Source organism: Ruminococcus sp. CAG:330, from assembly GCF_000437175.1.
In the GTDB taxonomy this organism is placed as follows: domain Bacteria; phylum Bacillota; class Clostridia; order Oscillospirales; family Ruminococcaceae; genus Ruminococcus_C.
In genome coordinates this window covers 107,211-132,993 of the sequence record NZ_FR898089.1, presented here as the reverse complement: position 1 = coordinate 132,993, position 25,783 = coordinate 107,211, and the positions used below count along the sequence as shown (strand labels likewise).

General features: G+C 49.3%; 24 protein-coding genes and 2 tRNA genes. 24 read left to right on the top strand and 2 right to left on the bottom strand.

What is annotated here, in order from left to right; genetic code table 11:
* The first annotated feature begins 62 nt into the window (after positions 1-62).
* The 3 genes from QZL66_RS10810 to QZL66_RS10800 all read left to right on the top strand — a co-directional run bounded on the left by QZL66_RS10810 (position 63) and on the right by QZL66_RS10800 (position 1,976).
* Positions 63-1,472 (top strand): aminopeptidase, encoded by a 1,410-nt coding sequence (locus QZL66_RS10810; protein ID WP_022411733.1) that lies wholly within the window; start codon positions 63-65, stop codon positions 1,470-1,472.
* An 80-nt stretch (positions 1,473-1,552) separates the two neighbouring features.
* Complete coding sequence (locus QZL66_RS10805) at positions 1,553-1,783, top strand: hypothetical protein (protein WP_022411732.1); 231 nt, start codon at positions 1,553-1,555, stop codon at positions 1,781-1,783.
* A 7-nt stretch (positions 1,784-1,790) separates the two neighbouring features.
* A complete protein-coding gene (locus QZL66_RS10800; RefSeq protein ID WP_293615075.1) occupies positions 1,791-1,976 on the top strand; it encodes a DUF4250 domain-containing protein in 186 nt (61 codons plus the stop codon).
* 50 nt (positions 1,977-2,026) lie between these two features.
* Here QZL66_RS10800 and QZL66_RS10795 read toward each other — a convergent pair whose 3' ends face one another.
* Entirely contained in the window at positions 2,027-2,554 is a 528-nt protein-coding gene (locus QZL66_RS10795; protein WP_022411730.1) for a shikimate kinase, read from the bottom strand.
* Between the two features lie 201 nt (positions 2,555-2,755).
* Between QZL66_RS10795 and QZL66_RS10790 the strand changes: the two genes are divergently transcribed.
* Genes QZL66_RS10790 through cls form a run of 3 tightly spaced genes read left to right on the top strand, consistent with a single transcriptional unit; the run spans position 2,756 to position 5,831 of the window.
* A complete protein-coding gene (locus tag QZL66_RS10790) occupies positions 2,756-3,502 on the top strand; it encodes a FadR/GntR family transcriptional regulator (protein WP_022411729.1) in 747 nt (248 codons plus the stop codon).
* A 4-nt stretch (positions 3,503-3,506) separates the two neighbouring features.
* On the top strand, positions 3,507-4,262 hold the full coding sequence (locus tag QZL66_RS10785; RefSeq protein ID WP_022411728.1) for a putative ABC transporter permease: 756 nt from the start codon (positions 3,507-3,509) through the stop codon (positions 4,260-4,262).
* A 36-nt stretch (positions 4,263-4,298) separates the two neighbouring features.
* Positions 4,299-5,831 (top strand): cardiolipin synthase, encoded by a 1,533-nt coding sequence (gene cls / locus QZL66_RS10780; RefSeq protein WP_022411727.1) that lies wholly within the window; start codon positions 4,299-4,301, stop codon positions 5,829-5,831.
* Positions 5,832-5,901: 70 nt separating this feature from the next.
* Here the strand turns inward: cls and QZL66_RS10775 are convergent, their stop codons facing one another.
* Positions 5,902-6,540 (bottom strand): LexA family protein, encoded by a 639-nt coding sequence (locus tag QZL66_RS10775; protein ID WP_022411726.1) that lies wholly within the window; start codon positions 6,538-6,540, stop codon positions 5,902-5,904.
* 629 nt (positions 6,541-7,169) lie between these two features.
* Here QZL66_RS10775 and fumC point away from each other — a divergent pair.
* From fumC to QZL66_RS10685, 18 genes are all read left to right on the top strand, one after another.
* Positions 7,170-8,546: a class II fumarate hydratase gene (gene fumC, locus QZL66_RS10770; protein WP_022411725.1), complete on the top strand. Its 1,377-nt coding sequence runs from the start codon at positions 7,170-7,172 to the stop codon at positions 8,544-8,546.
* 45 nt (positions 8,547-8,591) lie between these two features.
* Positions 8,592-9,371, top strand: coding sequence for a CoB--CoM heterodisulfide reductase iron-sulfur subunit B family protein (locus QZL66_RS10765; protein WP_022411724.1), 780 nt, complete (start codon positions 8,592-8,594; stop codon positions 9,369-9,371).
* A gap of 12 nt (positions 9,372-9,383) precedes the next feature.
* Positions 9,384-9,764 carry a 4Fe-4S dicluster domain-containing protein gene (locus QZL66_RS10760; protein ID WP_022411723.1) on the top strand — a complete coding sequence of 127 codons (381 nt, stop codon included), beginning with the start codon at positions 9,384-9,386 and terminating at the stop codon, positions 9,762-9,764.
* Positions 9,765-9,776: 12 nt separating this feature from the next.
* The gene (locus tag QZL66_RS10755) at positions 9,777-11,777 is read left to right on the top strand and encodes a CoB--CoM heterodisulfide reductase iron-sulfur subunit A family protein (RefSeq protein WP_022411722.1); all 2,001 of its coding nucleotides are present in this window, start codon (positions 9,777-9,779) and stop codon (positions 11,775-11,777) included.
* Positions 11,768-12,208: a hydrogenase iron-sulfur subunit gene (locus QZL66_RS10750; RefSeq protein WP_022411721.1), complete on the top strand. Its 441-nt coding sequence runs from the start codon at positions 11,768-11,770 to the stop codon at positions 12,206-12,208. Before QZL66_RS10755 ends, QZL66_RS10750 begins: the two co-directional genes overlap by 10 nt.
* Positions 12,193-13,170 carry a 4Fe-4S dicluster domain-containing protein gene (locus tag QZL66_RS10745; protein ID WP_022411720.1) on the top strand — a complete coding sequence of 326 codons (978 nt, stop codon included), beginning with the start codon at positions 12,193-12,195 and terminating at the stop codon, positions 13,168-13,170. The genes QZL66_RS10750 and QZL66_RS10745 overlap by 16 nt, the downstream gene beginning before the upstream one ends.
* Positions 13,167-14,198, top strand: coding sequence for a 4Fe-4S dicluster domain-containing protein (locus QZL66_RS10740; protein WP_022411719.1), 1,032 nt, complete (start codon positions 13,167-13,169; stop codon positions 14,196-14,198). The genes QZL66_RS10745 and QZL66_RS10740 overlap by 4 nt, the downstream gene beginning before the upstream one ends.
* Positions 14,195-15,055 (top strand): FAD/NAD(P)-binding protein, encoded by an 861-nt coding sequence (locus tag QZL66_RS10735; RefSeq protein WP_022411718.1) that lies wholly within the window; start codon positions 14,195-14,197, stop codon positions 15,053-15,055. The genes QZL66_RS10740 and QZL66_RS10735 overlap by 4 nt, the downstream gene beginning before the upstream one ends.
* An 18-nt stretch (positions 15,056-15,073) precedes the next feature.
* Entirely contained in the window at positions 15,074-15,748 is a 675-nt protein-coding gene (locus QZL66_RS10730) for a 4Fe-4S dicluster domain-containing protein (protein WP_022411717.1), read from the top strand.
* A gap of 15 nt (positions 15,749-15,763) precedes the next feature.
* Positions 15,764-17,365, top strand: a complete 1,602-nt coding sequence (locus tag QZL66_RS10725; protein ID WP_022411716.1) for an FAD-dependent oxidoreductase — start codon at positions 15,764-15,766, stop codon at positions 17,363-17,365.
* Positions 17,366-17,613: 248 nt separating this feature from the next.
* Positions 17,614-19,029, top strand: coding sequence for an alanine/glycine:cation symporter family protein (locus tag QZL66_RS10720; protein ID WP_022411715.1), 1,416 nt, complete (start codon positions 17,614-17,616; stop codon positions 19,027-19,029).
* 214 nt (positions 19,030-19,243) lie between these two features.
* Positions 19,244-19,326 (top strand) — tRNA-Leu (locus QZL66_RS10715).
* 34 nt (positions 19,327-19,360) lie between these two features.
* A tRNA-Ser gene (locus QZL66_RS10710) sits at positions 19,361-19,452 on the top strand.
* A 67-nt stretch (positions 19,453-19,519) separates the two neighbouring features.
* On the top strand, positions 19,520-20,581 hold the full coding sequence (gene hydE, locus QZL66_RS10705) for a [FeFe] hydrogenase H-cluster radical SAM maturase HydE (RefSeq protein ID WP_022411714.1): 1,062 nt from the start codon (positions 19,520-19,522) through the stop codon (positions 20,579-20,581).
* Positions 20,582-20,661: 80 nt separating this feature from the next.
* On the top strand, positions 20,662-21,501 hold the full coding sequence (locus QZL66_RS10700) for a tRNA lysidine(34) synthetase (protein WP_226942479.1): 840 nt from the start codon (positions 20,662-20,664) through the stop codon (positions 21,499-21,501).
* Positions 21,502-21,521: 20 nt separating this feature from the next.
* On the top strand, positions 21,522-22,340 hold the full coding sequence (locus QZL66_RS10695) for a HesA/MoeB/ThiF family protein (protein ID WP_022411712.1): 819 nt from the start codon (positions 21,522-21,524) through the stop codon (positions 22,338-22,340).
* 1 nt (position 22,341) lies between these two features.
* A complete protein-coding gene (locus QZL66_RS10690) occupies positions 22,342-23,505 on the top strand; it encodes a cysteine desulfurase family protein (RefSeq protein ID WP_022411711.1) in 1,164 nt (387 codons plus the stop codon).
* A 288-nt stretch (positions 23,506-23,793) separates the two neighbouring features.
* The gene (locus tag QZL66_RS10685; RefSeq protein WP_022411710.1) at positions 23,794-25,773 is read left to right on the top strand and encodes a DNA gyrase/topoisomerase IV subunit B; all 1,980 of its coding nucleotides are present in this window, start codon (positions 23,794-23,796) and stop codon (positions 25,771-25,773) included.
* Positions 25,774-25,783 lie beyond the last annotated feature (10 nt).

Below are 25,783 nucleotides of genomic sequence, written 5' to 3'. Positions count from 1 at the left end.
CGTGACATAGATTGGTAGAAGCGTCCTGCTTTTGCTGCAAAATACGATAGGAGGAATTATTTATGGAACAGGAACAGAAAGTGTCAGAAGCAAAGAAGGCCAAAGATGCACTGTTTTATCAGACAGAGCATGCTGCAAAGCGTGTTTCTCCGCAGGAGCTGGAGGCAAGCAATGCCTTTGCTGCGGATTATATGGCATTTCTGAATGTGTCTAAAACCGAGCGGGAAGCCGTTCATTTTGCAGTTGCGGAACTGGAAAAGCACGGCTTCGTTCCGTTTCAGCCCGGCATGGCGCTGAAAGCTGGCGACAAGATCTACCAGAATAACCGTGGCAAGGCAGTGATCGCTGCCGTTGTAGGCACTGCGCCGATTACAGATGGCGTGCGGCTCTGCGCAGCACATATCGACTCTCCCCGTCTGGATCTGAAGCAGAATCCTCTTTACGAGGACAGCGAGATGGCACTGCTCAAAACGCATTACTACGGCGGTATCAAGAAATACCAGTGGACTACAATTCCTCTTTCTCTGCATGGTGTGATCGTCAAGACAGACGGCAGTTCTGTCGAGGTCAACATCGGCGAGGATGCCGGCGATCCGGTTTTCTGTGTGACAGATCTGCTTCCGCATCTGGCACCGCAGCAGATGAAGCGTCCTGCAACGGAAATTGTCAGAGGAGAAGAGCTGAACATTTTAGTTGGTTCGATGCCGTTCAACAACGACAAAGAGAGCGAACAGGTCAAGCTGAACATCCTCAACATTCTGAATGAGAAGTATGGCATGAAGGAAGAAGATTTCCTCTCAGCAGAACTGGAAGCTGTACCGGCATTTCCGGTTCGTGACCTCGGCTTTGACCGCAGCATGATTGGCGGATATGGCCATGATGACCGTGTTTGCTCCTATCCGGCACTTCGTGCAATTCTGGATAGCGGCACGCCGGAGCACACAGCAGTGGTTATTCTGACCGATAAGGAGGAAACAGGAAGCGACGGCAATACCGGACTGTGCTCCTCGTATCTCCCGTATTTTCTGGAAGATCTGGCAGACTGCTTCGGTGCAAAGGGTCGCCATGTGATGCACGCATCCCAGTGTCTCTCGGCTGATGTCAACGCAGCATTTGATCCGACGTTCCCGGATGTCATGGAACAGAAGAACTGTGCATTCCTGAACCACGGCGTTTGCGTGACAAAGTTTACCGGCGCACGCGGCAAGTCCGGCACGTCGGATGCATCAGCAGAATTTGTGGGCACCATTCACCATCTGCTGAGCAAGAACAACGTGGTATGGCAGACCGGCGAGCTTGGCAAGGTAGATGCAGGCGGTGGCGGAACGGTTGCAGCATACATTGCAAATCTGGACATTGACACCATTGATGTTGGCGTTCCGGTGCTCTCGATGCACGCCCCCTATGAGGTTGTGGCAAAGCTGGATGTCTACATGACCTATCGTGCATTCTGCGCATTTATCGCTTCGTAACTTAGAGCTGGCATAGGCTCTGGAAAAAGCGCTGGCGGAAACAGAATCCGCCGGCGCTTTTGAATGAAGAGGTGTAACAAATGGGATTTTTTCACAAGAAGAAAAATGTGCTGCCGATTCCGGATGGATTTGCACCGGATTCCATTCGGGTGGAGTCCAGCATCTGTACCGGAGAAACCACCATCGGCTTTTATTCTCCGTCAGAAAAACGGCTCTGTTATGCGGAGCTTGTGAAAAGTCCGGCGGAAATTCAAGCATTTTATGCCAAATACGGGGTTCCCCTACCAGTGCATTGTGAGAAGAAAGGGTGAAGAAAAAATGGAAATGCCAAACGATCCGTTCATTTTGATGAGCTATTTAAACACACAGCTGCGAGATCACTATGATTCCTTTGCAGAGCTTTGCAAGAGCGTGGGTGCTGATGCAGCAGAAATCGAAGAGAAAATGAAGACCGTCGGATATTACTACTGTGCGGAGCAGAATCAATTCCGTCCGGGAAAATAACACAGAAAAGGGCGTGGCTGGAAATTCCGGCTACGCCCTGATTGCATTCTTTAACTTTTGCTCTGCTGACCCAAATACACCTTGACAGCACGTAGCAAGCGCCGGTTGCACTCCTGCACGGAGCATCTGGTCAAATCAACGGTGATGTCTGCGTATTTCTCGTACAGCGGACAGCGCTCCTGATACAGATCCATCAGCGTCTGACATCCGCCACGGCAGACAACTCCGCGAGTCACCATATTTCCGACACGTGCCGTCAAATCGCTGTAAGCGTGCTTGAGATAGATCACTGCACCTGTTTTTTTTAGATACTGCATCGCCTCGTCATGGTAAATGGCGCTTCCGCCAGTTGAGATGATGGCGTGATTGGTATGGATGGACATCAGAACTTTTCCCTCTCGTTCGATGAACCCCTCTGTCCCGTGAGCTTGGATCAACTGCATCAGCGTGTGATGATAGGTGTCCATGATCACATCGTCGGTATCAATGAAATGATAGGAAAGCTCGTCCGCCAGTGCTTGTCCAAGTGTGCTTTTTCCGGAACCAGGCATTCCGATCAGAATGAAGTTCTGTGTCATATCTGAAAACGCTCCTTTGCAAATATTGTGGATATCTTATTTATTGTATCATATTACAGCGGGAATTTCAAGTGCTATTTGCTGTTTTTTTGACGCTTTCGCCTTTGAAATAAAAATGTGTGCCGGATTCTCTTTTCAGAATCGGTTGCATTGCTGGATAAAGTATGGTATAATAGATGAAAAAGAAAGGAGAAGGTTATCATGCGTGAGGAACAGGCAGCGTATCGCTGTATCGTGGAGGAACTGGCGAAGCAGATCTGCTCCGGCACTCTGTGTCAGGATGCTCCGCTTCCGTCTGTGTCTGTCATTGCCAAAGAACTGTCCCTGAGAAAGCGTACGGTGCGCAGCGTGATCAAATCACTGAAGACAATGGGAGTGGTAGAAACCAGAAAGGGGAAGGGCGATTTTCTTGTAGGGAATGTCTCAGAAATCCTGAGCAATTTGCTGCACGTTATGCTGCTCTTGCAAAAAATTTCTCCCATTGAAGTGTGCCAGCTTCGCTGTGCTGTGGACACTGCTGCTTATCCGCTTGCGTTTGCCAGACGTGACGAATTGGATTTGGAGGAACTCAGAGAACTGCTGGAACAGATTCAGCTGGGGAGCTTGTTGGACAGCATTGCAGCAGACCAGAAATCCCATCAGTGGCTGATGAAAGCCTCCGGTAATCAGCTGATGATTTTTATGATGGATTCCGTCTGGGAGATTTGCTCCACACAAATGAACCTGATTTTGTGCGATGGCACAGAGGAACTGCACCAAAAGCAAAAGAATACCCACGAGATGCTCTATAAAAGCTTTTTGATGAACGACATGCAAATGGGCTTACGTGCCATTCAGCTGCACTACGAAGAAATTAAACAAGTTATCAAACGACTGGAAGAACGGAACGCCGGAAAGATTTGGCTCTCTGGCGGAAAGCGTTCGGAATTGTCTGAAAATCACAGGTGAACTTATGAACTTATTTTTGACGCTCGCTTTTTTGTTTTGTATCGGCAGTGTTCTGGGCTGGGGCTTAGAAGTGCTGTTTCGCCGATTTTTTTCCGCCCATCACTGGGTGAACCCCGGTTTTCTGGTAGGGCCATACTTGCCGCTGTACGGCTCTAGCCTGTGCATCCTTTATCTCTTGGCGATGTTGGAACCGCTGATTCCTGTGGAGAATGCATGGGGGAGAAAGCTGCTGCTGTTTGTGCTGATGGCGCTTGCCATTACGCTGGTGGAATACATTGCCGGTCTGATTTTTATTCGTGGCATGAAAATCAAACTCTGGGACTACTCGGAACGATGGGGAAATATTCAGGGGATTATCTGTCCGCTGTTTTCTTTCTTCTGGGCGATTCTCAGTGCAATCTACTATTTTTTGATTCATCCGCACATTCTCAGCGCACTGCACTGGCTTGCGGAAAATCTGGCGTTTTCTTTCTGTATTGGTTTTTTCTATGGTGTATTCGTCTTGGATTTGGCATACTCTACGCATTTTATGGTGAAGATTCGTGCATTTGCAGCAGAGAGCGGAATCGTTGTCCTGCTGGAGGAATTTCGTGAGGATGTCCATGAGGCGTTCCGAAATCATCGAAAGAAACCGCGCTTTTTCTTTTCCATGCACACCGGAAAGCCTCTGAGAGAAACATTAGAACAATATCGGAGTACACATTTCACCTCAGAGAACCGAAGCTGGAGACGAATCTTGCCGCAAAAGAAAAAGAAGTAGACAGACTAATCTGTGCGAAAAAAGGGGGATCGACACGTGAAACGAGCAATAAAACGAATTCTAAAAATGATGACGAGTCGGGTTGTTCTGACTGGATTTCTGATTTTGTTGCAGCTGGTCTGGTTTTTGGTTCTGTTTTTTCAGCTGACCAAATACGCCTCTTGGATTGATAAGGGATTGGTTGTTTGCAGTGTGTTTGTAGAACTGTATATCATCAACAAATCCGGAAATCCCTCTTATAAAATCCTCTGGCTGCTGCTAATCGGCACGCTGCCGGTGCTGGGAACGCTGCTCTACCTGCTGTTTGGCGATAAGCGTCCCTCCAGACGGATGCGGCGGTATCTCTATCATGGAAAGTGCGTCATCTCCTCCAAACGAACATGGAATGACAGTGCATTGGAGCAGATTTCGCCTCGGGTATCCTCGGTCAGCTATTATCTGGAACGAAGCGGATTCCCCGTCTGCGAAAATACCCAAGTGCAGTATTTCTCTGTTGGAGACGACATGTTTCCGGAGCTGCTGCGGGATTTGCAGCGTGCGAAACATTATATCTTTATGGAGTATTTCATCATTTCCGACGGGGTGATGTGGAACTCCATGAAAAAGATCCTTAAGGAGAAAGCAGCAGCAGGTGTTGAGGTGCGGTTTATCTACGACGACCTTGGCACCATTGGCTGCATTCCAAAGAATTTTCGAAAGGAACTGACAGAGGCTGGAATTCAGGTAATGGCATTCAATCCGTTCCGTCCCGCCCTGTCTGCGGTGATGAACAATCGCAGTCACCGGAAAATTACAGTCATTGACGGCTATATTGCCTATACCGGCGGACTCAACCTTGCAGATGAATATATCAATCGCAAGCAGCGTTTTGGCCACTGGAAGGACACAGCAGTTCGTCTGTATGGAGATGCTGTTTTCAATCTGACGGTGATGGAACTGGAACTGTGGAACGCTTTCCATGAAACCACAGACAAAGTGGAAGATTACCGGCCGCATCGCTATCATCCGGAGCCGTTTCCAACAGATGGCTTTGTGCAGCCCTACTGCAACTCACCCTTTGAAAACGAGACCTTGGCGCAGGACGTCTATCTGGATTTGCTCTCACAGGCGGAGCGGTATGTCTACATCTTTACGCCATACCTTGCCATTGACGACGAGATGCAGCGGGCACTCTGCCGCACATCCATGCGCGGTGTTGATGTGCGCATTGTAACGCCGGGAATTCCGGATAAGAAAATCGTGTATTCGCTGACACGCTCCTATTACGAAACACTGATTCGGGCAGGCGTGCGAATCTATGAGTACACGCCGGGCTTCATCCATGCGAAGAGCTATCTGGTGGATGATAAAATCGGCATTGTCGGAACCATCAATATGGATTACCGAAGCCTCTATCTGCACATGGAATGTGCGGTAATGCTGATCGAGTGCAGCGCACTGGAAAAGCTGAAACTGGACTGCATTTTGACACTGGAACAGAGTCATCGTGTCACATTGCAGGACTGCAAACGGCGTCGGAGAAGCCGGCTGTGGTACGCCATTCTTCGGACGATCAGTCCGCTGCTTTGATTTGCGGCAAACGAAAACGGAGAGGATTTTCCAAGAAATCCTCTCCGTTTTTTTGTGTTCTCGTGGATTATTACAGCAGACTCATAAAGGCGATTGCCTTGCCGAGAATGTGCACGGTTTCTAATTCCTCTCCTACGTACACCAGAGGCGGGTACGCCGGATTTTCTGCCACCAGCTGAAGCCGTGCCTGCTTTCTGTCGAAGTAGACTCGTTTCAGCGTTGCCTCGTCGTTGATGATCACTGCGGCGATCTCGCCGTTTTCCACCATGGGCTGACTGCGGATGAACACCGCATCGCCGTCATAGATTCTTGCGCCGGTCATGCTGTCCCCGTGGGCGAGCAGGCAAAAGTCTGCGTGGATCTCGTCGCTTGCCATCAGAAAGCTGCCGCGCTCTTCCTCGGCGAAGATCGGCTTTCCGCAGGCAATCTCGCCCAGAATAGGAAACTGTTTCAAGTGGACAGGACGAATGTTCGGGAACTTTTCGACGAGCTCCGCAGTGCTGTTTGGATTCTCGTACCCCAACAGCCAGGCTTCGTTCACCTCTAAGGCCTTTGCGATACGGCGCAGCTTGTCCTCCTTTGGACGGAATGCGCCGGAATAGTACTGGCTCATCGTAGAACGTGAAATCCCAGTCATTGCGCATAGTTCGGCTTGAGTGATGTTCATTCGCCGCATTGCTTTTGCAAGACGTTCTTTGAATGTATCCATCCGTGCGTTCCTCCTGTCTGAGAGCCTGTGTGCTCTTCAAGAATAAAATCATTTGCATTATACCATATCAGCAGCGAAAAAACAAGTCTGTTTCTGAAAAATTCAACAGCATTTGCCAGAAGTGTTGCTTTTTGTTCTTGCTGGAAATATCATGCAGAAAAAATCTGCGGAGTTTCGCCGGATTTTCGGAAATGTTAGTCGCAGCTTTCGCAAAGCCCCTGCGCTTGTTCATATAAAATTTGCGAATCTATCTTGCAAAATAAGGCGGAATATGTTATAATACAGAAGATAGTATATCATGAGGTCTGTTTGACACGGACGGAGCAGTATCTGGTGTCAGGCCAATGATTCTTCTGTCAAATGGTTTCCCGCTCGGACAGGGCGGGAGAAACGGAAAAAGCAGATTGGAATCCGATCATTTTTGCAGTGCAGGTGCAGTGGGTTCGCAGATGGTTCTGCGGACAAGCAGCTGCTGTGTATTCTGCTGCACTGCTGCTGGAATGGCGGCAGTTTATCTGCTTTTTGCCGGACACAAACAATGAAACCGATGACGGAAGCTGGCGTATCTCAAAACGACATGTGGCTATCCAAGAATGGTTTCGGAAATTTTTAAAATAGGAGAGATGAACATGGAGTATCGCATTGAACATGATTCGATGGGCGAAGTGAAGGTACCGGCAGATAAGTACTGGGCTGCACAGACAGAGCGCAGCCACGAGAACTTTCTGATCGGTGTGGGCATTGAGACAATGCCCCGTGAGATCACACATGCATTCGGCATTCTGAAAAAGGCTGCTGCAATTGCAAACCACAAACTGCGGCCGGACAAAATGACGGATGAAAAGCTGGCTGCAATTTCTGCTGCTTGTGATGAAGTGATTTCTGGAAGCCTGAACGAGCATTTTCCGCTGGTTGTATGGCAGACCGGCAGCGGCACACAGTCGAACATGAATACAAATGAGGTAATTGCAAACCGTGGCAATGAGATTGCCGGTGCAAAGCTGCTGCATCCGAATGATGATGTCAATATGAGCCAGTCCTCGAATGACACATTCCCTACAGCAATGCATATTTCAGCTGTTCTGGCAGTAGAAGACCGTGTTCTTCCGGCAATCGATACGCTGGTAGAAACCATGCGCCGTCTGGAAAAGGAGCATGAGGGAATTGTAAAGAGCGGCCGTACGCACCTGCAGGATGCAACTCCCATCAAATTTTCTCAGGAGATCAGCGGCTGGAGAACTTCTCTGGAACGTGACCGTGAGATGCTGGTTTCCGCTCTGCCGTATCTGAAGACACTGGCACTGGGCGGCACCGCAGTTGGTACTGGTCTGAACACCCCGAAGGGCTTTGATGTAGAAGTTGCAAAGGCGGTTTCGGAACTGACCGGCAAGGAATTTGTCACCGCAGAAAACAAGTTCCATGCGCTGACCAGCAAGGACGAGATCGTATTCGCACACGGCGCTCTGAAGGCACTGGCTGCGGACATGATGAAGATTGCAAACGACGTTCGCTGGCTGGCAAGCGGCCCTCGTGACGGCCTGGGCGAGATTACCATTCCGGAAAATGAACCGGGCTCCTCCATCATGCCGGGTAAGGTAAATCCAACCCAGTGCGAACAGGTGACCATGGTTGCAGTTCAGGTTATGGGCAATGATGTTGCAGTTGGCATGGCTGCTTCTCAGGGTAACTTCGAGCTGAACGTATTTATGCCGGTATGCGCCTATAATTTCCTCCAGTCTGCAAGACTTTTGGCAGAATCCATCATCTCCTTTAATAAGAACTGTGCAGTTGGTATTTGCGCAAATCGTGAAAAGATGCACCACAACCTGCATAATTCGCTGATGCTGGTAACAGCACTGAATCCTTATATTGGTTATGAGAACGCTGCGAAAACTGCAAAGAAGGCGTTCCATGATAATATTTCGCTGAAGGAAGCCTGCGTTGCGCTGGGATTCCTGACAGCAGAGCGGTTCGACGAAGTGTTCCATCCGGAGCAGATGGTCTGAACCGTGCGCACAAACGCAAAAATTTGAAGGAAAGGTAGTTTTGCTATGACATACAGTTATTTTCCGGGCTGTACCTTGAAGACCAAGGCAAAAGATCTTGATCACTATGCCCGGATTTCTGCTGAAGCACTTGGCTTTACCCTGGAAGAACTTCCGGATTGGCAGTGCTGCGGCGGTGTGTATCCGATGGCGAAGAATGAGATTGCTACCAAGCTCTCATCCATTCGTGCATTGGCAAAGGCAAAGGAACTGGGTCAGCCGTTGGTGACGCTCTGTTCCGCATGTCATAATGTGATCAAACAAGTCAATCACGATATGCAGACAGATGCGAATATCATCCTGAAGGCGAACAATTATCTGAAGCTGAGTGAACCGTATCAGGGAGAGACAGAAGTCCTGCATTATCTGGAAGTTCTTCGGGATAAGGTTGGATTTGACGAGCTGAAGAAAAAGGTAGTCAATCCGCTGAAGGGTAAGAAGATTGCCGCATATTACGGATGTCTGCTGCTGCGTCCGGGTAAGACCATGCAGATGGACAATCCGGAGAATCCGAAGATTCTGGAAGATTTCATCCGTGCGATCGGCGCAACACCGGTGCTGTATCCCATGCGGAATGAGTGCTGCGGCGGCTATCTGACACTGGATCAGAAGTCTGTGGCAGAATCCCGCAGCAATAAAGTCATGACAAGTGCTGCAGAGCACGGTGCTGAGATGGTCATCACAGCATGTCCTCTGTGTCTGTATAACCTCCAGAAGAATTCCGGTTCTGATCTGCCGGTTGTATACTTTACCGAGCTGCTGGCTGAAGCGCTCGGCTTGAAATAAGGAGGAACGGAAATGGCAGATTATAAAGAGCTCGTTCTGACAACGAGCGGTGTCAATCCGCTCAAGTGCATGCGATGCGGTAAGTGCAGCGGTACTTGCCCGTCTTATGATGCAATGGAGTATCATCCGCATCAGTTTGTATATATGGTGGAAAAAGGGGACATCGAAAAGCTGATGGCTTCGAAGTCCATCTATACTTGTCTTTCTTGCTTTGCCTGCGTAGAACGCTGTCCGCGTGATGTGGAACCGGCAAAGTTGGTGGAAGCAGTCAGATTGGCTGTCATCCGTCAACAGGGACAGAATCATCTGAAGTCAGAGCAGATTCCGGAAAAGCTGGATGACGATCTGCCGCAGCAGGCAATTGTCAGTGCATTCCGGAAATACAGCAAATAAGGAGGCATAAAAATGCGGAGAATAGGTGTTTTTGTATGCCACTGCGGTACGAATATTGCGGCAACTGTCGATGTAAAAACCGTTGCAGAAACTCTTGGCAAAGAGCCGGCAGTTGTTTTTTCGACAGACTACCCCTATATGTGCTCAGAGGCAGGCCAAAACATAATTAAGGATGCGATCAAGGAACATCAGCTGGACGGCGTTGTCGTATGTTCTTGTTCCCCTCGTATGCACGAAGCAACGTTCCGTAAGACGGTTTCGGCAGCTGGTCTGAATCCCTACATGCTGGAAGTTGCAAACATCCGCGAGCAGTGCTCGTGGATTCATAAGGATATTCCGGAAGCAACTGCCAAGGCAATTGTTCTGGGACGTGCTGCTATTGCAAAGGTTCTGCTGAATACCCCGCTGATTGCCGGCGAAAGTCCGGTTACTAAGCGGGCACTGGTCATCGGCGGCGGTATTGCAGGTATCCAGACAGCACTGGACATTGCAGATGCTGGCTATCCGGTTGATATCATTGAGAAAGAACCGACTATCGGCGGTAAGATGACACAGATCGATAAGACATTCCCGACACTGGACTGCTCTTCTTGTATTCTGACACCGAAAATGGTAGAATGCGCACAGAATGAGAATATCACCATTTATTCTTATAGTGAAATCGAAGCAGTTACCGGTTTTGTCGGCAACTTCAGCGTTAAGATTCGCCGGAAGGCTCGTTATGTTGACGAGAATAAGTGTACCGGATGCGGTGCATGTACCGAAAAGTGTCCGGTTAAGAATGTACCGGATGCCTACAACCTGGGTTTGAGCAACCGTCATGCTGCATACATTCCGTTTGCACAGGCAATCCCGAACGTTGCCGTTCTGGATGCGACTCGCTGCATCAAGCTCACAAAGGGCAAGTGCGGACTGTGCTCTACAGTTTGCTCCGCTGGCGCAATCGACTACGAACAGAAGGAAACCATCGTAGAAGAGAAGTACGGTGCAATCGTTGCAGCAACCGGTTACAACCCCATCAACATTGAGGGCTACGATGAGTTCGCATATTCGCAGAGCAAGGATGTTGTCACTTCTCTGGAATTCGAGCGTATCCTGAAGGCAGACGGCCCGACCGAAGGTCACCTGCAGCGTCTGTCCGATGGCAAGCAGCCGAAGACACTGGTATTCGTACAGTGCGTCGGCAGCCGTGAATCCGGTTCTCAGCATGGCTGCGGTAAAGAATACTGCTCCAAGATCTGCTGCATGTATACCGCAAAGCACGCAATGCTGTGCCGTGAAAAATATCCGGATACCGATGTCTATGTATTCTACATCGATGTTCGTACGCCGGGTAAGAACTACGATGAGTTCTATCGCCGTGCCGTAGAACAGTATGGCGTACACTATATTAAGGGCATGGTCGGCAAGGTTTGCCCGAAGGCAGACGGCACACTGGATGTTCAGGCATCTGACCTGATTTCTAATGAGCAGCTGCACATCAATGCAGACATGGTCGTTCTGGCTGCTGCAATCGAGCCGGATAAGTCCGCTCGTCCGCTGGCAACCATGCTGACAGCAAGTATGGATACCAATGACTTCTTCACAGAAGCACACGCAAAGCTGCGTCCGGTAGAGTCTCCGACGGCTGGCGTATTCCTCTCCGGCGTTTGTCAGGGTCCGAAGGATATTCCGGAAACCGTTGCACAGGCTGGCGCTGCTGCTTCTAAGGTAATCGGGTTGCTGGCAAAGGACAAGCTCTCCTGCAATCCGTGCGTTTCCCACTCTGATCCGATGAAATGTAATGGATGCTCCTCTTGTGCAAATGTTTGCCCGTACGGTGCAATCACATATGAGGAGAAGGACTTCAGCCGTCGGAAGGATGGCTCTATGATCCGTCGTGTGGCAGTTGTCAATGAGGCAGTTTGCCAGGGCTGCGGTGCATGTACAGTTGCCTGCCCGTCCGGCGCAATGGATCTGAAGGGCTTCGCAACCAGTCAGATTATGGCGGAGGTAGATGCAATATGCAAGTAAATCAGGAATTTAAACCGAAAATTGTCGCATTTTGCTGTAACTGGTGCTCCTATGCAGGTGCAGACCTGGCAGGAACCAACCGTTCCAGCTATCCGGCAGATGTCAAGATCATTCGTGTACCTTGCTCCTGCCGTGTGAATCCGCTCTTTATCCTGCGTGCATTCCAGCGCGGTGCGGATGGTGTAATCCTCTGCGGATGTCACCCCGGTGACTGCCACTACACCACTGGTAACTACTACGCACGCCGCAGAATGACGCTGCTGTTCTCCATGCTGGATTATCTGGGCATTGAGAAAGAGCGTACCCGTGTAGAGTGGGTATCCGCCGCAGAAGGTGCAAAGTTTGCAGCAACGATGAATGAATTCGTAGAAACTATCACTGCACTGGGCGAGAACAAGAGACTGGAGGATCTGAGATGCAAAGCGAAATGATGAAAAGAGCCTCCGAGCTGTTGGCAGACGGTACAGTTGTTCGTGTTCTGGGTTGGAAAAACGGTGAGTTTGTCTATGATCCCACACCGGCTGTGTTCGATTCTGCGGAAGCTTTGGAAAAGGATTTTGTATATCACGATTTTTGCGGCAGTAACCTGTCGAAGTATCTGATCAAGCTGTCGAAGCTGGAGGGCAAGACACTGGTTTTCCTGAAGCCGTGTGATTCCTATAGCTTCAATCAGCTCCTGACAGAACACCGGATCAATCGGGACAATGTCTACATCATCGGCATTCCGTGTGATGGGAAGCTGGATCCGGATACCGTTCGTGCTTCTGGCGCAGAGGGTATTCTGGGCATTTCCACTGATGGTGATACGGTAACCGTAGATACCATGTATGGCGATGTTAAGCTGAACAAGAAGAATTGCCTGCTGGAGCGCTGCCAGGTATGCAAGAGCCATAAGGTTGTTGTTTATGATGAAATGCTGGGCGAGAATGGCGAAGAAAATCCGGAGAGCGGCCGTTTCGATATGGTAGAGAAACTGGAAGCTATGACACCGGATGAGCGTTTTGCGTTCTGGCGCGGCGAATTGTCCCGCTGCATCCGCTGCAATGCTTGCCGTAACATTTGTCCGGCATGTAGCTGTGAGCAGTGTGTATTCGACAATCCGGCATCCGGTGTATCGCAGAAAGCTGCTGCCGATTCTTTCGAAGAAAATATGTTCCACATCATCCGCGCTTTCCACGTAGCTGGTCGTTGTACCGACTGCGGTGAGTGCTCCAGAGTATGTCCGCAGCACATTCCGCTGCACCTGCTGAACCGTAAGTTCATCAAGGATATCGACACATACTATGGCGATTATCAGGCTGGTGCGGAGGCTGGAAGCCGTGCACCTCTGGTCAACTTCACCAAGGAAGACTGCGAACCCAATATTGTATATAAAGGAGGCAGCAAGAAATGAAAAGAGTATCTCGTTCAGATCTGAATGCATTGTTGGCTGCCATCGCCGGTACAAAGAAGCTCTATCTGCCAGTGGCAGACGGTGCCGATGAAAAGCGGGGCGCAAAGTATGCCGTATGGACTCCGGAAGCAGAATATTGTCCTGCTGTCAACACCGTTCGCAGCGCAAAGGACTTTTTCTTCCCGCAGGTAGAAAATATGGTAAACTTTAAGGTGAACGGAAAGAAAATTGAAGTGGATGACATCCGGACAGAATGCGAGGATTTCGTGATCTTCGGCGTGCGTGCCTGTGATGCAGCAAGCTTCAAGATTTTGGACAGCGTTTATCTGTCAGAACCGGTGGATACTTACTATCAGAATCGCCGGGAACATGGCGTTGTTATGACAATGGCATGCAGCAAGCCCAGCGAAACCTGCTTCTGCTCTGTATTCGGCATTGATGCTGCGGAGCCGGCGGGGGATGTTAGCTGCTGGATGACAGAGGACAGCGTTTATCTGAAGGCAAACACCGAAAAGGGTGAGGCACTTCTTGCTGCTCTGCCGATGCTGGAGGATGCTGCTGACGATGCAGCAGATGCTGCGAAGGACGCAACCAGAAAGGTTCTGGAAAAGCTGCCCCTGAAGAATCTCTCTACCGATAAGTTCGGCGGAGATAAGCTGATGGAACTGTTCGGCTCCGATAAGTGGGCAGGACTTTCCGAGGCTTGTCTGGGATGCGGTACCTGTACTTTCGTATGCCCGACCTGTCAGTGCTATGACATTCGGGACTACGATACTGGTCACGGCATTCAGAGATTCCGCTGCTGGGATAGCTGCATGTACTCTGACTTTACCAAGACAGCCGGCGGTCAGCCACGTCCGACACAGCTCGAACGGTTCCGCCAGCGGTTTATGCATAAGCTGGTTTATTATCCGGCGAACAATGACGGTGTTTTTGGATGCGTTGGCTGCGGACGCTGCATGAAGAGCTGCCCGATTTCCATGAACATCGTAAAGGTCATGAAGACTTTAGGGGAGGGTAACGCATGAGACAAGAAGCTTTGATTCCAAAAGTCGGCGTTGTAACTGACATCCGCCAGGATACCCCTGATGTAAAGACATTCCGTGTGGTTGGTCTGGATGGCAACAAGCTGTTCGAACACATGCCGGGTCAGTGCGCAATGGTTTCGATTCCCGGCATCGGAGAGGGTATGTTCTCCATCACCTCTTCTCCGACGAATAAGGAATTCATGGAATTTTCCATTAAAAAGTGCGGTTGTCTGACAAGCTGGCTCCATATGATGGACGTTGGGCAGGAAGTTACCGTAAGAGGACCGTTGGGAAAGAACTTCCCGGTAGAAACCGTTCCCACTGAGGAAAACGGCAACTATGGTCTGAAGGGTAAGGATCTGCTGTTCATTGCCGGCGGTATCGGTCTGGCTCCGCTCCGTTCGGTAATCAATTATTGCCGTGACAAGAAGCGTGAAAATCCGGATGCCTATGGCTCTCTGCACATCATTTACGGTTCCCGTTCCAAGGATGATCTGGTAGATTATCAGGAGATTCTGGATGAATGGAGCAAAGACTGCAAGGTAGACCTGACGATTGACCGGGAACAGGAAGGCTGGGATGGCCACGTTGGATTCATTCCGAACTTTGTCAAGGAACTCCAGCCGGATCTGAACCGTACTGTTCTGATCTGTGGACCTCCTATCATGATCAAGTTCACTCTGGACGGCTTGAAAGAGCTCGGATTCCAGGAGACGCAGGTTTATACAACAATGGAACTTCGAATGAAGTGCGGTATCGGCAAGTGCGGTCGCTGCAACATCGGTGACAAGTACGTTTGCAAGGATGGTCCGGTATTCCGGTTTGATGAGCTGTCCGAGCTGCCGAATGAATATTAATGGTAAAGGAGAATTCACATGGAACAGATGGTTAATGTGTTCGTGATGGGCAAAAAGTACGAGGTACCTGCCAGCCTGACCATCATGAAGGCTTTGGAATATGCCGGCTATAAACTGGTTCGCGGCTGTGGCTGCCGAAATGGTTTCTGCGGTGCCTGTGCAACAATTTATCGTGTTAAGGGCGACCGTGAACTGCACACCTGTCTGGCATGCTCGACACAGGTTGTAGAGGGTATGTACATCACACAGCTGCCCTTCTTCCCGCTGATCAAGGAGATCTATGACATCAACGAGGTTCGTCCGGACGAAACCGTAATGATGAAGAACTATCCGGAGATCTATTCCTGCATCGGCTGTAATGCATGTACCAATGCATGTACACAGGGTCTGAATGTTATGCAGTATATCGCATATGCACAGCGTGCAGAATACGCAAAGTGCGCAGAAGAGTCGTTCGACTGCGTAATGTGCGGTGTATGTTCTTCCCGCTGCCCGGCAGGCATTTCTCATCCGCAGGTTGCAATGCTGGCTCGTCGTCTGAATGGTAAGTACATTGAACCGAAATGTCAGCATCTGGCAGACCGTGTCAAGGAAATTGCCGAGGGCAAGTGCGAAGAGGCAATCCGTGCAAATATGGCACTGAGCGATGCTGAGATTCGTGAAAAGTACAACAATCGTGAGATTGAGAAGTAAGGGAGGTGCGGTATCATGTATACGGAAGAAATGCTGGAATCCATTAAAAAGGTAGAGGCAAAGCGTGCAGAGAATGCAGCAATGGAACCGAGAAGAATGACCGCAGAGGAGAAGGATCAGGTACTGCGTGAAAATCATCCGGACTATCGTCAGGATCAGTTTGACGTGCTGACCGTTGGCCCGAATAAGGGCGAAAAGGCACCGAAGGAACTGGTAAAGATGCTCCAGTCGGATAGCCGTCTGAAGGACAATCTGCCTGACCTTTCCTGCCCGGATTATGAGACCGACGTTCTGATCATCGGCGGCGGCGGCGCTGGCGCTTCTGCTGCAATCGAGGCAGATAATGCCGGTGCAAAGGTTATGATCGTAACTAAGCTGCGTATTGGTGATGCAAACACCATGATGGCAGAAGGTGGTATTCAGGCAGCTGATAAGCCGAACGATTCTCCGGCACAGCACTTCCTGGATTGCTACGGCGGCGGTCACTTCGCAGCAGATAAGGAACTGGTTTACAAGCTGGTAACAGAGGCTCCGGATGGCATCGAGTGGCTGCAGGATCTTGGTGTTGAGTTCGATAAGGACAAGGACGGCAACATGATCACAACACACGGCGGCGGTACTTCCCGCAAGAGAATGCACGCTGCAAAGGATTACTCCGGTGCAGAAATCATGCGTACTCTGCGTGATGAAGTGCTGAACCGTCAGATTCCGGTTGTTGACTTCACTTCTGCAATTGAGCTGATCATGGACGACAAGGGTCACTGCGCAGGTGCAGTTCTTCAGAACATGGAAACCGGTGAGATCCTGATTGCAAAGGCAAAGGTTGTTATCATTGCAACTGGCGGTGCAGGCAGAATGCACTATCAGGGTTTCCCGACCTCGAACCACTATGGCGCAACTGCAGACGGTCTGGTTCTGGCATATCGTGTGGGTGCTCCGCTGCGTGAGCAGTACACCCTGCAGTATCACCCGACCGGTGCTGCATTCCCGGAACAGATTTTCGGCGCACTGGTTACCGAAAAGGTACGTTCTCTGGGCGCAAAGCTGGTAAACGTAGACGGCGAAGTCTTCATGAACCCGCTGGAAACTCGTGACGTAACCGCTTCCACGGTTATCCGTGAGTGCCGTCGCGGCAAGCAGGTAAACACTCCGACCGGCGGTCAGGGTGTATGGCTGGATGCTCCGATGATCGATATTATTCATGGCGAAGGTACCATCGAGAAGAGAATTCCGGCAATGCTGAGAATGTTCCTCAAGTATGGCATCGATATCCGGAAGCAGCCGATGCTGATCTACCCGACTCTGCACTACCAGAACGGTGGCATTAAGGTTGGTACCGACAGCCAGACCAGCGTAGAGAACCTGTTCGTAGCAGGTGAGGCTGCTGGCGGTGTACACGGCGAGAATAGACTGATGGGTAACTCCCTGCTGGACGTTATCGTATTCGGCCGTAACGCTGGTAAGTACGCTGCTGCAAAGTCGAAGACCGTAGAGGTTGGTAACCTGACGCTGGAGCACGTTGCAAAGTTCGAAAAGGAACTGGCAGATGCAGGTATTCATCCGGATACTGTTTCCCCGATGCTCCTGCCGGACTACGCACGCAAGGTCAATGACTAATTTCGCAAAAAAAGTCTAATATCAGAAAAAGAAGCTCTGCTGTGTTGTTTCTTAACTTCATGGCAGGGCTTTTTTTGAAAAAGAAAGAAAAATTGAATATTTTACAGTATCTTTTCAGAATATCTTTATTTCTGTTTGTAATGTGAATTGCAAAATATTTTGAAGCATGGTATAATATAAAAAAATTTCTTTCCGGGTTGGTTTTCATCGCCGATCCAAATATATTTTTCAGTAGGGAAGTGGTAACATTGGATTTGTTGACGAATGTCATCAAGCAAGTGGATGCGTGGGTGTGGGGACTTCCTTTGATTATCCTTATCCTCGCCTGTGGAATTTGGCTGACCATTCGAATGGGCGGGCTTCAAATTCGCCATTTGGGAAAAGCACTGAAGTTCATGGTAAAAAATGAGGAAACTGGGGAAGGCGAAGTTTCCAGCTTCGGCGCACTGTGTACGGCGCTGTCTGCAACAATCGGAACAGGCAATATTGTTGGCGTAGCAACTGCAATTGCAGCTGGTGGGCCCGGCGCATTGTTCTGGATGGAAATTGCAGCGCTGTTCGGAATGGCAACTAAGTACGCAGAGGGTTTCCTTGCGATTAGGTACCGTACTGTGGACAAGGATGGCCATTATCTCGGCGGTCCGTTCTATTACATCGAAAACGGAATGGGCTCTCGTGGGAAGTGGCTCGCAAAGCTGTTTGCAGTGTTTGGAATGCTGGCGGGTCTTCTTGGAATCGGTACGATCACACAGATCAATGGAATCACCTCTGCGGCAAACAACTTCTTTGATCCCGATAAATCGCACATTGCATTCACGCTGTTTGAACAGAATTATACCTGGACCACAGTCATCATGGGATTGATTATTACCATTTGTGCTGCATTGGTTATCATCGGCGGTTTGAAGCGAATTTCTCAAATCTCTCAGGTCGTTGTTCCGTTTATGGCGATTGCCTATGTGCTGTGCTGCGTCATTTTGATCGTATGCAACATTGGTGCAATTCCACACGCTGTAGTTGAGATTGTTCGCAGTGCATTCGGTATGGATGCCGTTGCAGGCGGTGCGCTTGGCGCAATCATCGTTGCCATGCAGAAGGGTATTGCCCGTGGTATTTTCTCCAACGAAGCCGGACTCGGTTCTGCGCCGATTGCAGCAGCAGCAGCACGGACAAAGGAACCAGTTCGTCAGGGTTTGGTTACCATGACGGGTACCTTCATTGATACCATTGTTATCTGCACCATGACCGGTCTTGCCATTGTTGTTTCCGGCAAGTGGAGCAATCCAAATTTGCAGGGCGTTGAGATTACTGATGCTGCCTTCCAGTCGGGGCTGCCGTTCCCCGGAAAGGTGTCTTCGTTCATTCTGATGGCATGTCTGGTATTCTTTGCGTTTACTACCATTCTCGGCTGGAGCTACTATTCTGAGCGTTGCCTGACATATTTGCGTGGTAAGGCAAGCCATACGATGACACTGATTTTCCGGTGGCTCTATATCGCAGCCGTTTTCATTGGCCCGTATCTCACGGTTGAAGCGGTTTGGGATACTGCGGATGTCTTCAACGGTTTGATGGCATTCCCGAATATCATCGCACTCCTTGCGCTTTCCGGCATCATTGCTGCAGATACCAAGCAGTATTTTGCGGAAAAGCGGCATTTGAACTAAACACATTTGTTGTTTCATTACAAAAATCCCCCCTGAAAAAGGTGCTGTCCCATCTTTTCAGGGGGATTTTTTATGAGAATCGGTTTTGTTTGGATATTTTCTTTTGATTTCATTTTTATTTTACAAAGAATAAACAAAATAGCTTATTTCAAGTGTTGACAACCTTCGATTTTTTTGCTATAATAATAAAGCTGAATGCGAGAGATGCAGAAATGCGAGTGTGCTGGAATTGGCAGACAGGCACGTTTGAGGGGCGTGTGCTTCGGCGTACGGGTTCAAGTCCCGTCACTCGCACCACGCTTCCAACAAGCAGGAAGCGATAGCATAAGATGGACAGGTGGTTGAGCTGGTCTAAGGCGCACGACTGGAACTCGTGTATACGTTAATAGCGTATCGAGGGTTCGAATCCCTCCCTGTCCGCCAAAATGAAAGACTTCTAGAGAGTTTCTCTGGAAGTCTTTTTTCTATCATAATGAGAAATGGGGATCATATGTTCGTAGTACAGGAATCGATTCGAAACAGCATCCATCAACTGAAGCATGCACAGACGATTTCCGACAAGGAGCTTCGGGTGCTTTTGGAACAGAGCAATGCAGCAACAGATGACATGCTGTTTTCCGAGGCAGATCAAGTTCGGCGGGAACGATATGGCACGGCGGTCTATCTTCGTGGCTTGATCGAGTTTACAAACTATTGTAAGAACAATTGCTATTACTGTGGGATACGTCAAGGGAACACCCGTGCTGTGCGGTATCGTTTTGAGAGAGAGGAGATCCTCTCCTGCTGCGAAGAGGGATACACGCTGGGATTTCACACCTTTGTCCTGCAAGGCGGAGAGGATCCGTTTTACACGGATAAGGAGATCTGCGAGATCGTATCCGCCATTCGGGAACGCTTTCCGGATTGTGCAATCACCCTCTCCATCGGAGAAAAGCCGAGGGAGAGCTATGCCGCATATTTTCGTGCGGGAGCAAACCGCTATCTTTTGCGGCACGAAACTGCGGATGCGTCGCATTACAGTAAATTGCATCCGGCGGAGATGCACTTGTCCAATCGGAAACGCTGTCTGTTCGATCTGAAAGAACTTGGCTATCAGGTGGGTTCCGGATTTATGGTTGGCTCTCCATTTCAGACAACAGATTGTCTGATTGCTGATCTGCGTTTTTTGCAGGAACTGGATCCGGATATGATTGGAATTGGGCCATATCTGACCCATGCAGATACGCCATTTTCCCAGTATCCAAACGGAAGTTTGGCGCTGACGCTGCGCTTGATTGCGGTTCTGCGCCTGATGTTTCCGCATGCGCTCATTCCGGCGACAACAGCGCTGGGAACCATTCATCCTAATGGGCGAGAACTGGGACTGAAAGCGGGGGCGAATGTGGTGATGCCGAATCTCTCACCGGTTCGTGTGCGAAAGTGGTACTCCCTGTACGACAATAAAATTTGCACAGGTGAGGAGTCCGCACAATGCCGTGGCTGCTTGGAAAATCGAATTCGTTCGGTGGGATACGAAGCCGTGACGGACATCGGCGATGTGAAACGTTCTTGATGCCGTATTGCTTTTTGAGAACGAGTGTGCTATAATAGGAAACAGATGTATTTCATATGTATTGTATCAAATGAGGTGTAATGATGACAGAGCAAGATAAGTATGAGCTTTCCATCACAAAAAAATATAAGAAGTCCATTTGGAGTCGGTTTATTAAGGGAATTAAAGAGTATCAGCTGATTTCAGAGAACGACAAGATTGCGGTCTGTATTTCGGGCGGAAAAGATTCTATGCTCATGGCGAAATGCATGCAGCGGCTTCAGAAGTACAGTGATGTTCCGTTTGAAGTGGTTTTTCTGGTCATGGATCCCGGTTATAATGCAATCAATCGGCAGAAAATCGAGGAAAATTCCAAGCTGCTGAATCTGCCGATTCAAATTTTTGAGACGAATATTTTTGATGTTGTGGCAGATATTGATGACAGTCCGTGTTATCTTTGTGCACGGATGCGGCGTGGCTATCTCTACCAGAACGCAAAGGCGCTGGGATGTAACAAGATTGCACTGGGGCATCACTTTGACGATGTCATTGAAACTATCCTGATGGGCATGCTCTACGGCGCACAGGTTCAGACGATGATGCCGAAGCTGCACAGCAAGAATTTCGAGGGAATGGAACTGATTCGTCCTCTGTATCTGGTGCGTGAAGCAGACATTATCGCTTGGAAAAATTATCATGACCTGCAATTTATCCAGTGTGCCTGTCGTTTTACGGAAAACTGTACCATGTGCGACAATGGCGGCGGCGGTTCGAAACGGCAGGAGATCAAGACGATGCTGCGGGAACTTCGGAAAATCAACAAGAATATCGACATGAATATTTTTCGCAGCGTTGAAAACATCAATTTGGAAACAGTAATTTCCTATCATAAGGGTGCGGAGTCGCATCACTTTTTGGATGATTACGAGGAAACCACTTGAGGAATCGGGAGGCGATCTAGATGAAGCAGAATCCGGAGGAACTGGAACGATATGCCAGACAGTGTGTTATGCCGGAAATCGGCGAGGCAGGGCAGGAGAGATTGGCAGAGAGTCGGGTCTTGGTAGTTGGTGCCGGCGGTTTGGGAAGTCCGGCAGCGTTCTATCTGGCAGCAGCCGGCGTTGGAACCATTGGCATTGCAGACGGAGATGTTGTTGCCTGTTCCAATTTGCAGCGCCAGATCTTGCACACAACGGAGCGAATCGGCATGCCAAAGACAGCCTCTGCACAAAAGACGCTTTCCGCACTGAATCCCCATGTTCATGTGGTTACGCATCCGTTTTATCTTAACGAGCAGAACATTTTGTCTGTGATACAGTCCTATGACTTCGTGATCGATGCAACCGATCGCATGGAGAATAAGCTTTTGATCAACGATGCCTGCGTTCTTGCAAAAAAGCCGTTTGTCCATGCCGGTGTACTGCGGGCAGGGGGACAGATTATGACCTATGTGCCGGAGCAAGGGCCGTGCTTCCGCTGTATTTTTGAGGACATGCCGGAAGAGAAGCTGCCCAGCTGCGCTCAGGTGGGGGTTCTCGGGATGACAGCAGGAATTGCTGGCAGCGCACAGGCGATGGAGGCGGTAAAATATCTGCTTGGGACAGGAGAACTGCTGGTGGGAAAACTGTTGACGTTTGACGGATTTTCGCTGCAAGTTCGCATACTTCCGATTCCGCATCGTGCGCCAAATTGTCGGGTGTGCAGTTCCAATGCCGACATCAAATCGCTTGCCTGGTATGGAAAATATCGAAAATCCGAAGCACATCATGAGGTGAGATAGCATGCAGGAAAAAGAACGAGAGAACGCTGTGAATGAACAGCAGATTTATCTGGACTATGCTGCCAACACGCCAGTAGACCAGTGTGTCTTGAACTGCTATTGTCAGGCTGCTGTAACGTACATGGGAAATCCAAACTCCAAACATCATACGGGACTGTCTGCCAAAGAAGCCATTTCCAGAGCAACTGCACATATGGCAGAACTGCTGCAAGTTCAGCCGGAGGAATTGATTTTCACAAGCGGTGCCAGCGAGTCCAACAACCTTGCGATCAAAGGAATTGCGCACACGAAACGGCACACTGGCAAGCACATCATCTCCACTTGTCTGGAACACTCCTCCGTTAGCGGTGCGCTTACCTTTTTGCAGGAGCAAGGTTATGAGATCGATTTGGTGCAGATTCAGGAGGACGGCACCATTGACCTCTCGCATTTGAAGCGCCTGCTGCGGCAGGATACCATTTTGGTTTCGATTTGCGCTGTGGACAGTGAATTGGGAACAGTTCAGCCGATCTCAGAGATTTCGAAAATACTTACTGGTTATCCCAATTGCACCTTCCACGTAGATGCCACACAGGCAGTGGGGAAAATTCCGTTTTCCTGTGCGGATGCCGATTTGGTAAGCTTTGCATCCCACAAATTCTACGGGCTTGGAAGCAGCGGTATTTTGTACAAGAAGCAGCCGGTGATTCTGGAACCGCTGATTCACGGCGGTGCAAGTACCACCATCTATCGAAGCGGCACGCCGGATACGGCGATGATTCTGGCAATGGAGTGTGCGCTGGAACTTGGACTGTTGAATTTGTCAGAGCATTACGCCCAAATTCAGAAGAAGAATCAGTATCTGCGGGAACAGCTCGTAGCTTATCCACTGGTGCTGATAAATAGCCCTCAACAAGCGATTCCCCATGTGCTGAATCTCAGCGTAAAGGGTGTAAAGGCTGCTGTTTTTCAGCAAAAGCTGGACGAAAACGGTGTGGCAGTTTCCACAAAATCCGCTTGCTCTGTGCCCAATACACCATCACGTGCAGTCTATGCCGTAACGCATGATCGGAAAAGAGCGATGTGCTCTTGGCGTATCAGTTTGAGCCACTTGACAACAGATCAGGAGCTGCAGCGCTTCCTGGAAATTTTCCGAAAGTGTTATCAGGAGCTGACAAACGCATAATAGGATTTGAATGGCTGATCTGCCTTGTCTGGCGGATCAGTTTTTTATGTGTACCCACTGTTCTTGTTTCTAAATTGTGCGTATTTTGAGAAAATCAACAATTTTTGACGATGAAATCAAAGATAAATAGTGTATGATTTTGTGGTGCAATAAAAAACTTGATTTTTTGAGAAGAATGTGGTATGATAGGAATGTTTCTATGAAAAAGCGGGCTTGGAAAGAAGCCTTTTCTTTTTCGGCAGATTTGCAGCGGCAAGTCTGGCATTTTCTCGAAGAAAGGACAAGAGTATGGCGAAAAAACAAGGCTACGATAATGAAAGCATTACAATGCTGAAAGGACCGGATAAGGTAAGAAAGCGTCCTGCTGTTATTTTTGGCTCTGATGGACCGGATGGATGTGCCCATTCCATATTTGAAGTGATCTCGAATTCCATTGATGAAGCTCGTGCGGGCTATGGCAATAAGATCGTTGTCACACGGTATCAGGATCATTCTGTAGAGGTGGAGGATTTCGGCCGTGGATGTCCTGTGGATTTCAACAAGAATGAGAACCGGTATAACTGGGAATTGGTGTACTGTGAATTGTATGCCGGCGGAAAATATAACGCAGATGATGATAACTACGCCTATTCTCTTGGATTGAACGGACTTGGCCTTTGTGCCACACAATTTGCCTCTGCCTATATGGATGTGGAGATTGTGCGAGATGGATATCAGTACAACCTGCACTTTGAAAAGGGGGAGAATGTAGGCGGACTGAAGAAAGCTCCCACAAAGAAGAAGCAGACGGGAACACGGACACATTGGAAGCCGGATTTGGAGGTTTTCACGGAGATCGACATTCCGGAAGAATATTACTGCGACATCCTCCGGCGACAGGCTGTGGTAAACCCAAATCTGCTGTTTGTCTACCGTAATGAGGAAGCCGACGGTTCTTTCACGGAAAAGCAGTACCTGTATGAGAATGGCATCGCCGATTATGTGCAGGAGATTGCAGGAGATGCTGCACTGACTTCCATCCAGAACTGGAGCTGCCAGCGTGAGGGACAGGATCGCAGTGACAAGCCTATGTACAAAGTCAAGCTGAATGTTGCGCTGACATTTTCCAACCGCATTCAAAAGATTGAGTACTACCATAACTCCAGCTGGCTGGAGCACGGCGGTTCTCCGGAAAAGGCGGTTAAGCAGGCGTTTGTGTCTCAGATCGACAGCTACCTGCGACAGAATGGAAAGTATCTGAAAAACGAGGCGAAAATCACATTCGCCGATGTCGAGGCTTGCCTGATTCTGGTTTCCTCCAGCTTCTCCACCCAGACGAGCTACGAGAACCAGACCAAAAAGGCGATCACCAATAAATTTGTCTACGAGGCAATGACGGAGTTCCTCAAGCACCAGCTGGAAATCTATTTCATGGAAAATCCGGACGAGGCAGATAAAATTGCACAGCAGATTCTGGTGAATAAGCGCAGTCGGGAGAGCGCAGAGCGCACCCGTTTGAACATGACAAAAAAGCTCTCCGGAACCATTGATGTGACCAATATGATTCCGAAGTTTGTGGATTGCCGCAGCAAAGACCTTTCCCGTCGGGAACTGTACATTGTGGAGGGTGATTCCGCATTGGGTTCGGTAAAAATGGCACGAGATGCGGAGTTTCAGGCGGTCATTCCGGTGCGTGGCAAGATTCTGAACTGCCTGAAAGCAGATTACGGAAAAATTTTCAAGAACGACATCATTACAGACATCATCAAGCTGCTGGGATGCGGTGTTGAGGTAAACACCAAGGCCAACAAGGAGCTTTCCACATTCCATCTGGACGGTTTGCGCTGGAACAAGATTGTTATTTGTACCGATGCCGATGTAGATGGATTCCAGATTCGCACACTGATTTTGACCATGCTGTATCGTCTGACACCGACGCTGATTGATATGGGCTATGTCTACATTGCGGAATCTCCGCTGTTTGAGATCACCACGAAGAAACGGACGTATTTTGCCTACACGGAAAAAGAAAAAACGGACATCCTCAAGCAGATTGAAGGAGAAAAGTACACGCTGCAGCGCTCCAAAGGTCTGGGCGAAAATGAGGCGGATATGATGGCGCTGACCACAATGAATCCGGAAACTCGCCGTCTGATTCGTGTAACTGCGGCAGAGGTCGAGCAGACCACGGCGATGTTCGATTTGCTTCTGGGAGATAACCTGCAGGGCAGAAAGGATTTCATCGCCCAGTTTGGCAGCGACTATCTGGAATTGGCAGATATCAGCTAAATAATCGCTG